Source organism: Cohnella candidum, from assembly GCF_003713065.1.
GTDB lineage: Bacteria > Bacillota > Bacilli > Paenibacillales > Paenibacillaceae > Cohnella > Cohnella candidum.
The window spans coordinates 1,483,764-1,498,951 of record NZ_CP033433.1; the positions used below are offsets into that span (position 1 = coordinate 1,483,764).

Consider the following 15,188-nt stretch of genomic DNA (forward strand, 5'->3'; position numbering starts at 1 on the left):
CAGGAAAGAATGGGAGATGCGATGACCGAACCGGGATGGAATTTCGACAACAGCTACGCCCGATTGCCGGATTCCTTTTACGCGAGCTTAAATCCTTCGGCCGTGCGATCACCGGCGTTGGTCGTGCTGAATGAGCCATTGGCGAAGTCCTTGGGACTGAACGCCGAAGCGCTCCGAAGCGAGGAGAGCATAGCCGTTTTCGCGGGGAACCGGGTGCCCGAAGGCGCATCGCCGCTTGCGCAAGCGTACGCGGCGCATCAGTTCGGCCATTTCACGATGCTCGGGGACGGTCGCGCGATCCTGCTCGGCGAGCAGATCACGCCGCAAGGCCGGCGCTTCGACGTCCAGCTCAAGGGATCGGGCAGGACGCCGTATTCCCGCGGAGGAGACGGACGCGCGGCGCTGGGACCGATGCTGAGAGAATACATCATCAGCGAAGCGATGCATGCGCTGGGCATTCCGACGACCCGCAGCCTGGCGGTCGTGACGACAGGCGAGGCCGTGTACCGCGAAACCGAGCTGCCGGGAGCGGTGCTGACGCGCGTGGCGGCAAGCCATATTCGCGTGGGCACTTTCCAATACGCGGCGAATTTTCGGTCGAAGGATGAACTCCGGCTTTTGGCGGATTATACGATTCAAAGACATGATCCCGGCGCTAAAGACGAGGAGAATCCGTACCTCGCCCTGCTTAGGGGAGTGATCCGGCGTCAGGCGGCGCTGATCGCGAAATGGCAGCTCGTCGGTTTCATCCACGGGGTCATGAACACGGATAACATGGCGCTGAGCGGAGAGACGATCGATTACGGTCCTTGCGCGTTCATGGATACGTACGACCCGTCGACGGTATTCAGTTCCATCGACAGGAACGAGCGTTACGCTTACGGCAATCAACCCGGGATCGCGGCTTGGAACCTCGCGAGGTTCGCGGAAACCCTTGTTCCTCTGCTTCATGGAGAGGAAGACGAAGCGGTCAAGCTGGCACAGGCGGCGATTGAAGAGTTTCCGGCGTCGTATCGGAACGAATGGCTCTCCGGCATTCGAGCTAAACTCGGACTGTCCAACGAAGAGGACCAGGATGATTCCCTGGCCATCGACCTGCTCGAGCTGATGCAGAAGTACCAGGCGGACTACACCCGCACCTTTGCCGCACTTACTTTGGATACAGTCGATAATGCCATTCTCTTCGAAACGGAAGATTTCGCGGCGTGGAAGCGGAGATGGCAGGACAGACGCGGCAGGCAGGCGGAATCCGAAAGCGATTCGCGGGAACGAATGAAGAGAAGCAATCCGGCCGTCATCCCCCGCAACCACCGCGTGGAAGAAGCGCTGGAAGCAGCGGTAGAAGGAGATCTTAGCGTCATGGGACGGCTGCTTAAGGCACTGGCGGACCCTTATTCCCATTCGCCTGAGCAAGCGGAATATGCCGAGCTGCCGAAACCGACGTCCCGTCCTTATCGCACGTTCTGCGGAACGTGACATCTTGAACGAACGAACGACCCTCTGCTCACTCAAGCAAAGGGTCGTTTTTTCGCGCGGCGGAGATAATCGATGGATAACGGCGTTAAAAATAAGAGTCGGATGCATGTAAGCGTTATTTCCATCAGCCAGGCTTTACGGTCACCGTTGGCATTCTTTAACGGCGATTGGCTTACGGTCAGACGCGCTGTATGATCAATGCGTTGGCGATATGCGACAACACGCTGAGTTTCCGGAAGGAAAACGGGGGAACCATCCGCGGCGGGCGACCGGCGCAAGGGGTGAATCCGCGGCAACACGCCGCGGTAGGGCGAATCTCTGCGCCCGAATCCGACAGCTAACCCCGTAAGCGTCATCGGAGAGTGAAACGGCTGAGGTCCATGAGCCGCGGAGCGCATCTCCGCGGCTTTTTTGTATTGTAAGAAACGGCAAGGCAGAAAATACTTAGGGAACGCACGGAGAGATCAGACAGAATGGACGGTGAGTCGGCGTGGTCAGCAAACTAAAACGTATCCTGCTCGGGCGTCCGCTGAAATCGACGGAATTAGGGGAACAGAAACTTCGCAAAACCAAAGCGTTAGCCATTTTATCATCCGATGCCTTGTCGTCCGTCGCGTACGGCCCGGAACAAATTTTGCTCGTTCTGGTCACGGTCAGCGCCGCGGCCTTCTGGTATTCGATCCCGATCGGGATCGGCGTGTTGGTCTTGCTGCTCGCGCTCATCTTGTCTTATCGCCAAATCATTTACGCATACTCTCGGGGCGGCGGTGCTTACGTCGTATCGAAAGAAAACCTCGGCCTGTCCTACGGATTGGTCGCCGGCGGGTCCTTGCTGGTGGATTATATCCTCACCGTGGCGGTAAGCGTATCGGCAGGCACCGACGCGATCACTTCGGCGTTCCCCAGCTTGCATGAGCATAAAGTATCGATTGCCGTCGTGTTCGTCATCTTCATTACGATTCTGAATTTAAGGGGCGTTACGGAGTCCGCTTCGGTTCTGGCTTATCCCGTTTATTTGTTCGTGCTGGCGCTTTTCATCCTGATCGCGGTCGGGCTGTACGATATCGCGACGGGCAAGATCCCGCCGGAATCGCATACCGCGATCGGTACGCCGGTGGCCGGGATCAGCCTGTTCCTGCTGCTGCGCGCGTTCGCTTCCGGAAGCTCGGCCTTGACGGGTGTCGAGGCTATATCCAACGCGATACCGAACTTCAAGGATCCCGCGCCGCGCAATGCGTCCAGAACGCTGATGGCGATGGGATTGCTGCTGGCCGTTCTGTTTTCCGGGATCGTCTTCCTCGCCTACTACTACGGCGTAACTCCGAAAGCGCAAGTGACGGTTGTCTCGCAAATCGCGGAGATGACGTTCGGACGCCATTTTATGTACTACTTCATTCAAGGCACGACGGCATTGATTCTTATCCTGGCCGCGAATACGGGTTATTCCGCGTTTCCGCTGCTCGCCGTGAACCTCGCCAAGGATAAATTCATCCCCCGCATGTTCACGGTAAGGGGCGACCGGCTGGGCTATTCCAACGGCATCATCATTCTCGGCATTTTATCGATCCTGCTGATCGTCGTTTTCGGCGGGGAAACCGAGCAGCTCATTCCGCTGTATGCGGTCGGCGTGTTCATTCCGTTTACGCTCTCCCAGACCGGCATGATCGTCAAATGGTTCCGCCAAAAGCCGCCGGGATGGCTGCCGAAGCTTCTGATCAACTTAACGGGCGCCCTGATCAGCTTCATCGTGTCGATGATGTTCTTCATCACGAAGTTTTCGCAGGTGTGGCCCGTGCTCGTGTTCCTGCCGGCGATCATTTATTTGTTCCATCGGATCAAAAAGCATTACGAAGACGTCGGAGAGCAGTTGAGACTGGCCACCTGCGAACCGGTGGCGCCGATCCAAGGGAACGTCATTATCGTGCCGGTATCCGGCATCACGCACGTCGTCGAGCATTCCTTGAACTATGCGCAGTCCTTGAAGGCCGAACAGATCATCGCCGTTTACGTTCCTTTCGAAAGGGACGAGGAGATGCGGTTCGAGGAAAAATGGTCCAAATGGAAGCCGGAGGTCCGGTTGGTGACGCTGCATTCCCCTTATCGGAGCATCATCCAGCCGCTCATGCGCTTCATCGATTCCGTTCAGCGCAAGGCGAACGATGCGCATTATCAGGTGACGGTGATCATCCCTCAGTTCATCCCTAAGAAGGGCTGGCACAACATCCTGCATAACCAGACGAGCTTGATGATCCGCACGCGGCTGTTGTTCCGCAAAGACGTCATCGTGACGACGGTGCCTTATCATTTGAAGAAATAGCGGGAGGCCGCGGCGCCTCAGTGTGCGAAAGGAATCGGCGGATTCCTTTCGCTTTTTATATTTATTGGAGGAATCAGACAACCGCACACGCCTTCGGAACAAGCTTCGCATCAAATACCACAGAAGTCCGATGGACGAATCCAAACCGAAGGGGATGCCGCCATGTCCATGTACCGTCCGACCGGTTACTATGAAACGGCGTCGGAATGGGCCAAGCTGACGTATACGCATCATGAGATCGTGTTTCCGGCTCACCGGGACATTTCCCGCATGCCGCGCACCATTGACGGAGGCTTGCATTGGAAGCACGACAACGAAGTCCGGCAAATGCCTCCGGCGGGAAGCGTGACCGTGATCCCAGGCGGCCGGTTGTGGGGTAAAAACGGAACCGTCGTCACTCCCGACGACAAAGTGGTATGGGACTTATCCATCGAGTATAGGCACGACCCGTACACGCTGCCGATTTTCCACGAACAGATCGGACAGCCGGAACGCTTGGACGGCAACGTTGCGGATCTGACTTTCTGCGCAAGCGATACGTATTACCACTGGATGCTGGATGTGCTTCCGAGAGTCGAGTTGTTGTCGAAATACAAGGGTCCGGGTATCGACGTTTACGTCTGCAACCTGGATTGGAAATGCTCCTTTCAATGGGATACGCTGACCCGGCTCGGTGTCACGACGAGCAAAATCATCGAAACTTACCCGGGGATTCATCTCCAAGCCCGAAATTTGATCGCGCCTTCATCGGTAGGCTATACGGGTCATGCTCCGGCTTGGGCCTGCGAATTTTTGAGAAGCCGTTTTCTATATGCCGACGGAACTAGCCGGCCGGCACGTATGGAGAGAATTTATTTAAGCCGGCAAAAAGCGCGTTGGAGAAAAGTGGAGAACGAAGAGGAAGTCATCGGGTTGCTGCGAAGATACGGCTTCGAGATCCTCACGGACGAATTGGACCGGATGAGCGTCTCGGAGCAGGCTGCCTTGTTCCACGCCGCGGATTATATCGTAGGGCCGCACGGCAGCGGGCTCACCAATGTCCTTTTCTGTCATCCGGACGCCAAAGTGCTGGAGTTCCACTCGCCGAATTACGTGAATCCCCTGTATTGGGTGCTCGGAAACCACGTCGGAGTCGATTATTTTTATCTGATCGGGGAAGGGCCGAGGCCCCCGGACGGGGTGGACCCGAAAGAGGATTGGGAGAACATACGGGTCGATCTCGGGAAATTGGAGAGAAGCCTGCAGCTCATGGGGTGTTAAACAAAACGCAGCGCCAGCGTCCGTCGAGTCGACAGGTACGCCGGCGTTGCTTTTGTTTGCTTACATGGGAAGACGTTTACGGTCTTGGAGTTCCATCACGGAAACGAGCTGCGGGTAACGGCCCAGTCGCTTCAGATCCGAATGGTCGGATTCGAACGCGACGTCGTATTCGCTGAAATGATCATCGATTGCTTTCCTTTGCGCAAGCCGCTCGCAGAAGCGATGGAAGCTCGCTTTGTAGGTCATATACTTGTCGGGAAAATCATCGCGCAGGCGGTAATATTCGTCCAACGCCTGGTTGATTTCGACATAGTTCTTCAGTCCGATTTCGTACAACACGAGCATGGCGATACCGTAATCCCGATGCTTTTCGAAAAACCTCAAATGATTCGTCTTGTGTTCCCGACTGCGTGTATTCGGATTGACCGGGTGTTCCTGGTGATACGAAACGATATTCTCGCCTGCGATGAATTTATAGCCATTCAGGAAATAGCGGTATCCGAGCTCCCAATCCTCGAAGCCATATCCTTTAAAGCTCTCATCGAATAAGCCGACGGTGTCGAAGCTTTCTTTCTTCACGGACACGTTGCCGGATAAGAAGCTGATCCAGGGGAAATGGAAGCCGCGGAGTTCAGGTCCGTATCGGGAAACGAGATGTTCTAAGTAATAGCTTTTGCTGAAGGCAGCTCTCGTATAACGATGGTTGTCAATCGATCTCCTTCCGACCAATTGCAGCGGTTTTTTTCTTCTTTTCAGGTAGCGGCTTAAGCCGACCGAACTCCTGAACCGTTTGCGGATGAGCGGCATTTTGCGGACGATGGGGTAACAATGCTTGAACTGCCATCTGTTAAACGAAGGATGGAGGATGGAGTAAAGCCCGTGAAACCTGCCGAAAACTCCGGATACGACCGCCATGTCCTCTTTTTCGTGATAGGACCAGTGCTTTTGGATGAAATCTTCCTCCACGAGGATCTCGGCGTCGAGAAAGATCAGCACCCGGCCTCGCGCCAATTGAATGCCTTTATTCCGGGACGCGGCGCGGCCGGTATTTTTTATGTTACGAATATATCGAAAAGGATACGGCGGTTTGTATTTGCGCAATCTTCGCCACGTTCCGTCGGTGGAACCGTCGTCAATGACGATGACCTCGAACCTCGAGTGATCGAATGTTTGCTTCTCTAGCGCGTACAAGCTGAGTCGGAGATGTCTTTTTTTATTGTAAGTCGGAATAATGATGCTCACGTCTATCAACGAATCTCACCCCCTGTATGCAAGCAGTTCATCCATCCCGGCCGTGAACTGTGGATACTGTCCGCCGTTCCGCCACGCTTCCAACTTGGAGGAGAAAATCCGGAACATTTTCGCGTCATGCTGTTGAAGTGTTTCGGACAGATTTTCGATCCTCGATTGGTCCACCAGCCTCTGGGCCACCGAATCGAACAAAACCAAGCAAGCACTTTGCATGGTTTGACCGATTTCGGGGTCGTCGGCGGACAATGCCTTGAAGTCGGTCATGATCCCATTGACGGAGACGAAGTCCCTAAGGCCCAGCAATAACATCGTATGGACGCCTACCGCGAAATCGCGGTGCCTATTCAAAAACCTTTGATAGTTTTTCAGATTGTCCATGCGGATCGAAGAGTACGGTTTGACGGGATGCTCTTGGTGGTAGATCGGAGCGCGTGCGTCGTCCAAAAATTTCGCGCCCGCTTGGTGCAAGCGGTAGCCGAACTCCCAATCTTCGAATCCCCAGCCTTCGAAGCCTTCGTAGAAAGGTCCGACCTCATCGAACAGGCTCTTTCGCACGGAAATGCAATGCGTGACGACACAGTACCAGGGGAAGTGGTAGCCCTCATATCGCTGGCCGAATCGACGAATCACTTCGCCGCGAAGAGGGTCGGGAAAAGCGTACTTCCGGTATGTGCGCCGCTTGATTCCCCATTCCGTTAAAAGCCGCATCGGCTTCTTCGTTTTCCGGACCCTGGCGGAAATCTTCGCGACATTCAGCCGTGCTTTCGCTGATTTCAAACGGAATTTTCGCCGCAGGGAGGGCCGCTTGCGGATCAACGAGTAGAAACGCGCGAATTGCCCATGGTTGAAGGCAGGCTGCAAAACGGAGAACAATCCGTGATGGCGCAAACAGCCGGTCACGACGAGACGATCTTCCCGGGTGTGATAACGATGGTGCATTTCCACCAGCTTGGGATGCACCAGCATTTCGGCATCCATGACGATGATGATCTTTCCGCGGGCGGCTCGGATTCCGATATTTTTCACCTCGGACCTGCCGACATTTCTTTCCGTGCGAATATAGTGGAAGGGGTAAGGAGTTCGGAGACCGCGTAATTTCGGAGTACGGTCCGTCGAAGCGTCGTCCACGAAAATAACTTCCATTTTGGACGGATCGAAGGTTTGATGCTTCAGTGACTGCAGGGAGTACAAGTTTTGAGGATATTTATTATAAGAATTCATGATGATGCTGACTTCCACGCTCAAATTCAACCCTCCTATTGACAGCGAGAATACGGGACAATCGCTAAGGTAGTGTATGAACTCCCGACAACTTGGACACGGCCATTATCCTGCAGGGATGGAATAAGGAGGGAAGGAAGTTGTCCGTTGCGCTGATTACAGGGTCATCCGGTTTGATCGGCTCGGAATGCGTTGAATATTTCGCGGCGCTCGGGATGGATATCGCAGGCATCGATAACGACATGCGAAAAACCTTCTTCGGGGAAGAAGGCTCGACCGAATGGAATCGGAAGAGGCTTGAAGCGGGTTTAGGCCATAAATTCATCCACCATACGGCGGATATTCGGGACGAGGCGGAGATCGATCGGATATTCGGAACGTACGGCAACAACATCAGCCTGATCATCCATACCGCCGCTCAGCCTTCGCATGACTGGGCCGCCAAGGATCCGCAGCTCGACTTCGGCGTGAATGCCGTCGGCACGTTGAATTTGCTGGAGGCGATGAGGAAGCATTGCCCCGAGGCCGTGTTTATATTCACCTCGACGAACAAAGTGTACGGCGACACGCCGAACCGGCTGCCCCTGACCGAGCTGCCGCAGCGATGGGAGATTGAGCCCGGACATCTTTATGCGGAAGGCATATCGGAAACGATGAGCGTGGACCAGACGATGCATTCCTTGTTCGGGGCTTCCAAGCTTGCGGCGGATTTGCTCGTTCAGGAATACGGCCGGTATTTCCAAATGAAAACCGCATGCTTCCGCTGCGGGGTGCTGACCGGCTTCCGGCAAGCCGGCGTGGAGCTGCATGGATTCATCAACTATCTGGTCAAATGCGCGGCAACCGGAAAGCCGTACACCATCTTCGGATACAAAGGGAAACAGGTGCGAGACGTTATCCATTCGGCCGACATAGCCGCCGTCTTCCACGCTTTCTTCGCCCAGCCGAGACGCGGCGGGGAAGTGTATAACTTGGGCGGCGGTCGCGATTCGAACGTCTCCATTCTCGAGGCGATCGAGCTTGCCGAAAAAATCGCCGGCCGTCCGATGAAAGTGACCTATTCGGAGTCGAACCGGCAAGGCGACCATATTTGGTACGTCTCCGATCTCGGCAAATTCAAGTCGCATTATCCGGGTTGGAAGATGAAGCGGAGCGTCGCCGACATCATGGAAGAGATTCATGACCAAAACAAAGACCATTGGCAGGAAAGCTGAGGTTAGATTCGAAAGGGCAGAGGGAAACGAAGGTTCCCGGCTGCTCTTTCTGTTTTTCCGCGGCATGTATGGCCGGCCTCATTCGTACAATGGAGGTAGCACTTCTTGTCCGAGAGAGGAGAGCTTACGTGGAACAGTCAGCGATCTGGGGAATCGGCACCGCCGTCCCGGCCTATCGGTTGGACCAACGGGATGCCTCGTTCCGATTGAAAGAAGCTTTAAAAGAAGATCCCGATCTCGCCAGATGGACGAACCGGATATTCACCCAGTGCGGCGTGGAATCGAGATATACATGCGAGCCGGACTTGTTGGAGCCTGCGGACCGGTGCCGGTACATTTCCGTTTCCTCCCCGGGTCTAGTGCCGACGACGGAAGAGCGGATGGCGGTCTACCGGAAAGAAGCGTTTCCTCTCGCACTGGCAGCGGCGAAGCGGGCGCTGTCGGACGGCGGCGTGAGACCCGGCGAGATCACCCACTTGATATCGGTCAGCTGCACGGGAATGTACCTGCCCGGCTTGGACGCCGAGCTGGCGTGGGAGCTCGATCTCCGTGCCGAAGTCAAACGTATTCCGTTCACTTTCCTGGGCTGCGCGGCCGGATTAACGGCGATCCGGGAAGCCGCGCGCATCGTAGGTCATGAACCGGATGCCAAAGTGCTCGTCGTTGCCGTAGAGTTGTGCAGCATCCATATTCAGCCCTCCTTCGATCGAGAGGATCTTTTCTCTGCGGCTTTATTCGGCGACGGCGCATCGGCGTGCGTCGTCGCGGCATCGGATGGTGGTCAGAGAGGCATGTTCGAACTGCTTCAATCTACGGTTATGATGCTGCCGAACTCCTCGGAACTCATGCAGTGGTCCATCGGCAATACGGGGTTTCGGTTGCGGCTGTCTCCGAAAATACCGGGGCTGATCGCCGAGCATATTCGCTCTGCCTATCGGGCGTTTTGGGGAGAGGGCGGGCTTCCTTCGCTGTGGGCGATTCACCCGGGAGGCCGGGGGATCATCGATTCCGTCCAGAAAGCGATGTCGCTGTCCGATTCACAGGCCGAAGCGAGCCGGACCGTCTTGCGGGATTACGGCAACATGTCTTCCGCGACGATTCTGTTCGTACTGGATGAAATTCGGCGGCGAGGAATTCAGGTCCGCGAGGAAGGAATCGCGATCGCGTTCGGCCCGGGTGTTGCGGCGGAATTCATTCGTTTCCGGTACAGGCCGTGAGCGGGTTTCTGGCGATTCGTTCAACGGAGCCGGAGCGGATGGACGACTTTACGCAAGCAGGGCCTGAGCTGCAGGAAGCGCTTCGTCATCTCCGGAGATTAAACCGGTGGCTCGGCGCGTCCGGTCCCGTTCTTTACGGAGTGAAACGGTTATGGAAGGCAGCTGGAGCGCCGCGGAATTTGACGGTGTTGGACGTCGGCTCAGGATCAGGGGACGTCAACCGCGCGGTCTTAAAATGGGCGGAACGGGAGCGCGTGAAACTGAAAGTGATCCTGACGGACGTGACGGATGAGGCCCGGATCGAAGCGGAAAGGCTGTTTCGGAACGACCCGCGCGTCTCATTCGTCCGTAAAGATGTCTTCGAGCTGCCGGCCGGCCTGGCGGATATCGTGACCGCTTCCCAGTTTGCGCACCATTTCGATGCGGATGCTCTGCCGGCATTGGTGCAGAGGTGCATGGACATTTCCCGTTACGGGGCGGTCATCGGCGACATCCATCGTCATTGGATCGCTTGGACGGCCGTATGGCTGTTCACCCGGATCGTGTCCGCGAACCGATACATCCGGCATGACGGTCCGTTGTCCGTGGCGAAAGGGTTCCGCAGAGAGGATTTCCTCAAGATCGCCGGGCAGCTGGGTCTCACGGATATGGATTGCCGGTGGAGACCGCTGTTCCGTTATGCCGTCGCATTCCCTCGTCGAAGGGAGGAACCGGTCGATGGTCAGGGAAACTGACGCGATCGTGATCGGCGCCGGCTTGGCCGGCAGCAGCATGGCGTTCGCATTGGCGAACGAAGGCTGGGACGTCGTGCTGCTGGATAAAGACAAGTTCCCCCGGCACAAGGCATGCGGGGAATTTCTGTCGCCAGAATCCCTCGCGACGCTTCGCTCGCTTGGATTGGACAAAACCGTACAGGCTCTGGAACCCGCGGTGATCACTCAGGTTCGCATCCATACGGAACGAGGGGCTTCTCTCCAAATTCCGCTGCCGGGTCCCGCTTGGGGAGTGAGCCGGCATGCGTTGGACGCGGAGCTGCAAACCGCGGCGAAGGAGCATGGCGTCACCGTGTTCACGGGAAGTCCGGTTTCCATGATTGCGGAGGATGGAGACGGTTATCGCGTGGAACTGGGCGGCAAGCGGGGAGGCGATCGCTTCCGTTCCCGGATCGTGATCGGAGCATGGGGCAGGCAGCCGTTCCCGGAGACTCGTACTTCGCGGAGCGAAGTGAACGCCGCCAAATCGTACGTGGGCATCAAATCCCACTATACGGCGAGGGCGGAGGATTCCCCGTTCGTCGATCTTTATTTTTTTCGAGGCGGTTATGTCGGCATTGCGCCGGTCGAGGGAAAACGGTTCAATGTGGCCGCGCTCTTGACAAGCCATGCGTTAAGAAACCTGGGATCCTCCGCCGCGATCCAGCGAATCGTCGATATGGCGGCAAGGAACGTTCCGGTGATCGGAGAAAGGCTGAAAGGCGCGGAGCCGATTGCCGGCACGCAGGCCGCTGTCTATCCGGTGAAGGTTCGCCGGGTGCCTCGCGCGTGGAACGGGTTTCCGTGCGTCGGGGACGCCATTGCCGTCATTCCGCCTTTCTGCGGGGACGGCATGTCGATGGCGCTGCGTTCGGTGGAGCTCTGCGCGCCCCTGGCGGATGCCTGCTTGAAAGGGAATTGCACGTTGGAAGAGTGGCGGCAATCCTACTCCCGATTGGTGCGGCAGCAGTTTAGCGGCGCCCTGAGATGGGGCGGCATGCTTGAACGCGCGATGACCCATTCCGTCTTCTCGTCTTGGCTGCTGCGGTTCGGCATGTTGGCGCCAAAGGCCGCCGAGTTCGCCGTGCGGGCTACGAGATTGAAAACGAAGGGAGAATGGGGATGAGAAACCGCGTCGTGATTACCGGCATGGGCTGCGTCACTCCGCTCGGGTTGGACAAAGAGACTTCTTGGCGCAGCGCGGCGAGCGGCATTTGCGGCATTCGGCGGCTCGCGCCAGAGCGTGCGGAGCAGCTGCCGGTGCGGCTGGCCGCGGAAATTCCGGATTTCGACCCGCACGTTTATATGGACGCGAAGGAAGCGAGACGGACGGACCGATTCATCCAGCTCGCGATCGCGGCAGCCGAAGAAGCGATACGGGACAGCGGACTGGCGATTGGCCGCAACGCGGATCCTGAGCGCACGGGGGTGTGGATCGGAAGCGGTGCGGGGGGCATCCGAACGTTCGAAAAAGGCATGCTGGAGGTGCTTCAACGCGGATACCGCCGAATGTCGCCTTTCGCGCTGCCGATGTTCCTTCCCAACATGGCGGCGAGCCGGGTTGCGATCCGCCATGGCATCCGCGGCCCCGCGAATTGCTCCGTCACGGCTTGCGCCTCAGGCACTAACTCGATCGGGGAAGCGTTCCGAGCCATTCAACGCGGCGAAGCGGACGTTATGCTCGCGGGAGGAGCGGAAGCGCCAATATGCTCGATTGGTCTGGCTTCTTTTGCCGCCATGGGAGCTTTGTCGGCGAGCGATGATCCTGCCGAAGGATGCCGTCCGTTCGACAAAGGCAGGAACGGATTCGTCATGGGAGAAGGCGCGGGCGTTCTCGTCCTGGAGTCTCTGCTGCATGCGAGGGAGCGAGGGGCCGACATCTACGCGGAATTGCTCGGTTTCGGATCGTGCGGGGATGGCTTCCATGTCGCGGCGCCGCGTCCGGACGGCAGCGATTGGAGCCGGGCCATGTCGCTGGCGCTTGAGGACGCCGGTCTTGCGCCGAAGGACATTGCCTACATCAACGCGCACGGAACCGGCACGCCGCAAGGCGATCTCGTCGAGACCCGAGCCATTAAACAGGCGTTCGGCGTATGGGCTTACGACGTCAGCGTCAGTTCCACGAAATCGGCGAGCGGCCATTTGCTGGGCGCATCCGGCGCGGTGGAAGCGATCTTCTCCGTCTTGGCGCTTCGGGATCAGATCATTCCGCCGACGATCCACTTCCGGGAATATGACGATGAGCTGGATTTGCACTATACGCCGAATCTCCCGAGACGCAAGACGATCCGGGCGGCCATGTCCAATACGTTCGCCTTCGGCGGCCATAATGCCGTTCTCGTGTTCGGATCGTTATGAAGGGTCGATCCATCGCGTTGTTCTCGATCCGGCATCGCCGGCGGATCGTCGGCTGCTGGCTGGTGTTAGCGGGATTGTGCTCCTGGTTTGCCGCTCATCTTCCGGACGTGCTGGGCGATCACGGTCTTGTAACGAATGGGCAATACGCGGAAGTCCAAAAGCGGTTGTCCCGCGAGTTTCATATGCCGGACGAGCCTGTCATCCTGCTGTTCGATCGCGGAAGCGATGAGAGGAGACAGGGGTTTCACGATGACCTGCGGAACTTTCTAGCGCGCGTCGAACGGATCGATGGCGTAGATGTGGCGGCTTCGCCGCTGAAGCGCAAAGGAATGGAGAAGGATAACGCCGCTTACGCGTTGGTTTCGCTTAACGGTTCTCTCCGAGAAAGACGGAAAGAAATCGAAGAGATCAGGCGTGAGATTACGGTTTCGCATTCGATGAAAATCAGGATGACGGGTAAGCCTGTCGTTCAGGAAGACGTGAACCGATCCAGCAAGCGGGACATGAAGGCGGCGGAGTCGGTCGGACTTCCGGTCGCCTTTGCGCTGTTGGCGTGGACCTTCGGCGGGGTCGGGGCTGCGCTGATTCCCCTCTTGGCGGGCGGCTTGTCCGTGCTGATCGCCATGGGAATCATGTACGGCATCGGCGCTATGGGATTGCTGTCGTTGTCCGTCTTTGTTCATAACGTGATTCCGATGGCGGGAATGGCGGTATCGATCGATTTCGCCCTGTTGATGGTCAGCCGTTATCGCGAGGAGAGGAAGGAGCTTAGGCCAAGCGAAGCCGTCATTCGAACCGTGAAGACCTCCGGCCGAGCGGTCGCAACTTCCGTGCTTTGCGTCATTCTGGCTTTGGCTGGCACGCTCGCGATACGGATGCCGATATTCCAAAGCGTCGCATTGGCGGCGATCGTCGTGCTCCTCGTCTCGGCGTTCGTGAATATGACGCTTGTTCCCGCGCTCTTATACCTTTTCGATGTTCGGATAACTTTTCGGCAAACCCGCTCACGATCCGAAGCTCATCGCGGATGGGATGTCTTGATTCGCGGCGTGTTGGGGAGGCCGTTCTTCGGAATGGTGCTTTCGCTGATCGTTCTAACCCTCTTGCTGATTCCCGTCCGCGGCCTGAACTTGGACATCCCCGGACCCGACTCATTACCTAAAGGCACGGATTCGCGAGAGGCAGCGGCGACGTTCGATGCGTTATTTAAGCCTCCGGGAGTAACTCAAGTGTTACTTCTCGTGGATGAGAAGGCGGATCCGTCCGGAAGGCGGGCAGGGGCTGACTCGGACAAGCTCCGGCTGATTTTGGAACGGGACGAGAGAGTTGCGAAGGTAGAAGCCGTGCGCTCTCCGCTGCGGAAAGAAGTGACCTTATTAACGGTCTGGCTGAACGGCAACGACGCTTCGGACGCTGTTATGCGCTGGGTGAGAGACTTAGAGTTAAAATTAACAACGTTAAATGTATCGATCGGGGGCGAGGCGAAATATCGTCAAGAAGTCCACGATGAGATATTTAATCGGATTAAATATGTACTGATTTTCGTAGGAGCGTCTAATTTCATCGTATTGGCCTGGGCCTTCCGTTCCCTGGTGATTCCCGTTAAAGCGATCGCGATGAATGGGCTCAGCATCGGCGCGTCATACGGCATTCTCGCTTGGCTGTTCCCAACGGGGCGGTTGGGACTGCAGCCGACCGACATCGCCATCATGATCCCCGTCTTTATTTTCGGACTGGCTTTCGGGATCAGCATGGATTACGGGATTTTCCTGTTGTCGCGGATTAACGAGAGTTACCGGGGAACAGGGGACAACGACCGGGCGATTCGGGAAGGAATGTCCTCTTCAAGCCGGATCATCACATCCGCTGCGGCGATCATGATCGCGGTTACCTTGCCGTTCGCTTTGGCCGACGTGAGCGGAGTGAAGCAATTGGGCATCGGAATCGCCGGCGCACTGTTTATTGACGCTACGGTTATCCGCCTGATTCTCGTTCCTTCGCTGATGAAGCTGTTCGGAAAATGGAATTGGTGGATGCCGTTCTCCGGTCGAACTTTCCCTCATTGACCGCGAAAGACGCCGGTTCGTATAATCTTACGCAAAGGCTGGAATGATCTGCGAGG

Annotated in this window: 11 protein-coding genes and 1 riboswitch; of the genes, 9 read left to right on the top strand and 2 right to left on the bottom strand. The window is 56.8% G+C overall.

Annotation, left to right across the window (positions count from 1 at the left end):
- Positions 1–21: 21 nt before the first annotated feature.
- The 3 genes from EAV92_RS06950 to EAV92_RS06960 all read left to right on the top strand — a co-directional run bounded on the left by EAV92_RS06950 (position 22) and on the right by EAV92_RS06960 (position 5,053).
- Positions 22–1,476 carry a protein adenylyltransferase SelO gene (locus tag EAV92_RS06950; RefSeq protein ID WP_123040390.1) on the top strand — a complete coding sequence of 485 codons (1,455 nt, stop codon included), beginning with the start codon at positions 22–24 and terminating at the stop codon, positions 1,474–1,476.
- A 212-nt stretch (positions 1,477–1,688) separates the two neighbouring features.
- A riboswitch (cyclic di-AMP (ydaO/yuaA leader) is annotated at positions 1,689–1,844 on the top strand.
- A gap of 122 nt (positions 1,845–1,966) precedes the next feature.
- Positions 1,967–3,793 carry an APC family permease gene (locus tag EAV92_RS06955; protein ID WP_123040391.1) on the top strand — a complete coding sequence of 609 codons (1,827 nt, stop codon included), beginning with the start codon at positions 1,967–1,969 and terminating at the stop codon, positions 3,791–3,793.
- 162 nt (positions 3,794–3,955) lie between these two features.
- Positions 3,956–5,053, top strand: a complete 1,098-nt coding sequence (locus EAV92_RS06960; RefSeq protein ID WP_123040392.1) for a glycosyltransferase family 61 protein — start codon at positions 3,956–3,958, stop codon at positions 5,051–5,053.
- A 60-nt stretch (positions 5,054–5,113) separates the two neighbouring features.
- Here the strand turns inward: EAV92_RS06960 and EAV92_RS06965 are convergent, their stop codons facing one another.
- Together EAV92_RS06965 and EAV92_RS06970 are read right to left on the bottom strand one after the other, a co-directional pair.
- Positions 5,114–6,295, bottom strand: a complete 1,182-nt coding sequence (locus tag EAV92_RS06965) for a glycosyltransferase family 2 protein (protein WP_241158538.1) — start codon at positions 6,293–6,295, stop codon at positions 5,114–5,116.
- A gap of 15 nt (positions 6,296–6,310) precedes the next feature.
- Positions 6,311–7,543, bottom strand: a complete 1,233-nt coding sequence (locus EAV92_RS06970) for a glycosyltransferase (protein WP_241158539.1) — start codon at positions 7,541–7,543, stop codon at positions 6,311–6,313.
- 122 nt (positions 7,544–7,665) lie between these two features.
- Here EAV92_RS06970 and EAV92_RS06975 point away from each other — a divergent pair, with 122 nt between their 5' ends.
- The 6 genes from EAV92_RS06975 to EAV92_RS07000 all read left to right on the top strand — a co-directional run bounded on the left by EAV92_RS06975 (position 7,666) and on the right by EAV92_RS07000 (position 15,132).
- Positions 7,666–8,739 carry an NAD-dependent epimerase/dehydratase family protein gene (locus EAV92_RS06975; protein WP_123040395.1) on the top strand — a complete coding sequence of 358 codons (1,074 nt, stop codon included), beginning with the start codon at positions 7,666–7,668 and terminating at the stop codon, positions 8,737–8,739.
- 128 nt (positions 8,740–8,867) lie between these two features.
- Positions 8,868–9,956 carry a type III polyketide synthase gene (locus EAV92_RS06980; protein WP_241158464.1) on the top strand — a complete coding sequence of 363 codons (1,089 nt, stop codon included), beginning with the start codon at positions 8,868–8,870 and terminating at the stop codon, positions 9,954–9,956.
- Between the two features lie 38 nt (positions 9,957–9,994).
- Positions 9,995–10,690, top strand: coding sequence for a methyltransferase domain-containing protein (locus tag EAV92_RS06985; RefSeq protein ID WP_123040396.1), 696 nt, complete (start codon positions 9,995–9,997; stop codon positions 10,688–10,690).
- Positions 10,674–11,834 carry an NAD(P)/FAD-dependent oxidoreductase gene (locus EAV92_RS06990; protein WP_164472656.1) on the top strand — a complete coding sequence of 387 codons (1,161 nt, stop codon included), beginning with the start codon at positions 10,674–10,676 and terminating at the stop codon, positions 11,832–11,834. Before EAV92_RS06985 ends, EAV92_RS06990 begins: the two co-directional genes overlap by 17 nt.
- A complete protein-coding gene (fabF, locus tag EAV92_RS06995) occupies positions 11,831–13,066 on the top strand; it encodes a beta-ketoacyl-ACP synthase II (protein WP_123040398.1) in 1,236 nt (411 codons plus the stop codon). The genes EAV92_RS06990 and fabF overlap by 4 nt, the downstream gene beginning before the upstream one ends.
- Positions 13,063–15,132 (top strand): MMPL family transporter, encoded by a 2,070-nt coding sequence (locus EAV92_RS07000; RefSeq protein WP_123040399.1) that lies wholly within the window; start codon positions 13,063–13,065, stop codon positions 15,130–15,132. The genes fabF and EAV92_RS07000 overlap by 4 nt, the downstream gene beginning before the upstream one ends.
- Positions 15,133–15,188 lie beyond the last annotated feature (56 nt).

What these genes read in the sequence shown, in the direction of transcription:
- EAV92_RS06990 (WP_164472656.1), top strand. Translation starts at nt 10,674, where the DNA reads ATGGTCAGGGAAACTGACGCGATCGTGATCGGCGCCGGCTTGGCCGGC.
- EAV92_RS06960 (WP_123040392.1), top strand. Translation starts at nt 3,956, where the DNA reads ATGTCCATGTACCGTCCGACCGGTTACTATGAAACGGCGTCGGAATGG.
- EAV92_RS06985 (WP_123040396.1), top strand. Translation starts at nt 9,995, where the DNA reads ATGGACGACTTTACGCAAGCAGGGCCTGAGCTGCAGGAAGCGCTTCGT.
- EAV92_RS07000 (WP_123040399.1), top strand. Translation starts at nt 13,063, where the DNA reads ATGAAGGGTCGATCCATCGCGTTGTTCTCGATCCGGCATCGCCGGCGG.
- EAV92_RS06950 (WP_123040390.1), top strand. Translation starts at nt 22, where the DNA reads ATGACCGAACCGGGATGGAATTTCGACAACAGCTACGCCCGATTGCCG.
- fabF (WP_123040398.1), top strand. Translation starts at nt 11,831, where the DNA reads ATGAGAAACCGCGTCGTGATTACCGGCATGGGCTGCGTCACTCCGCTC.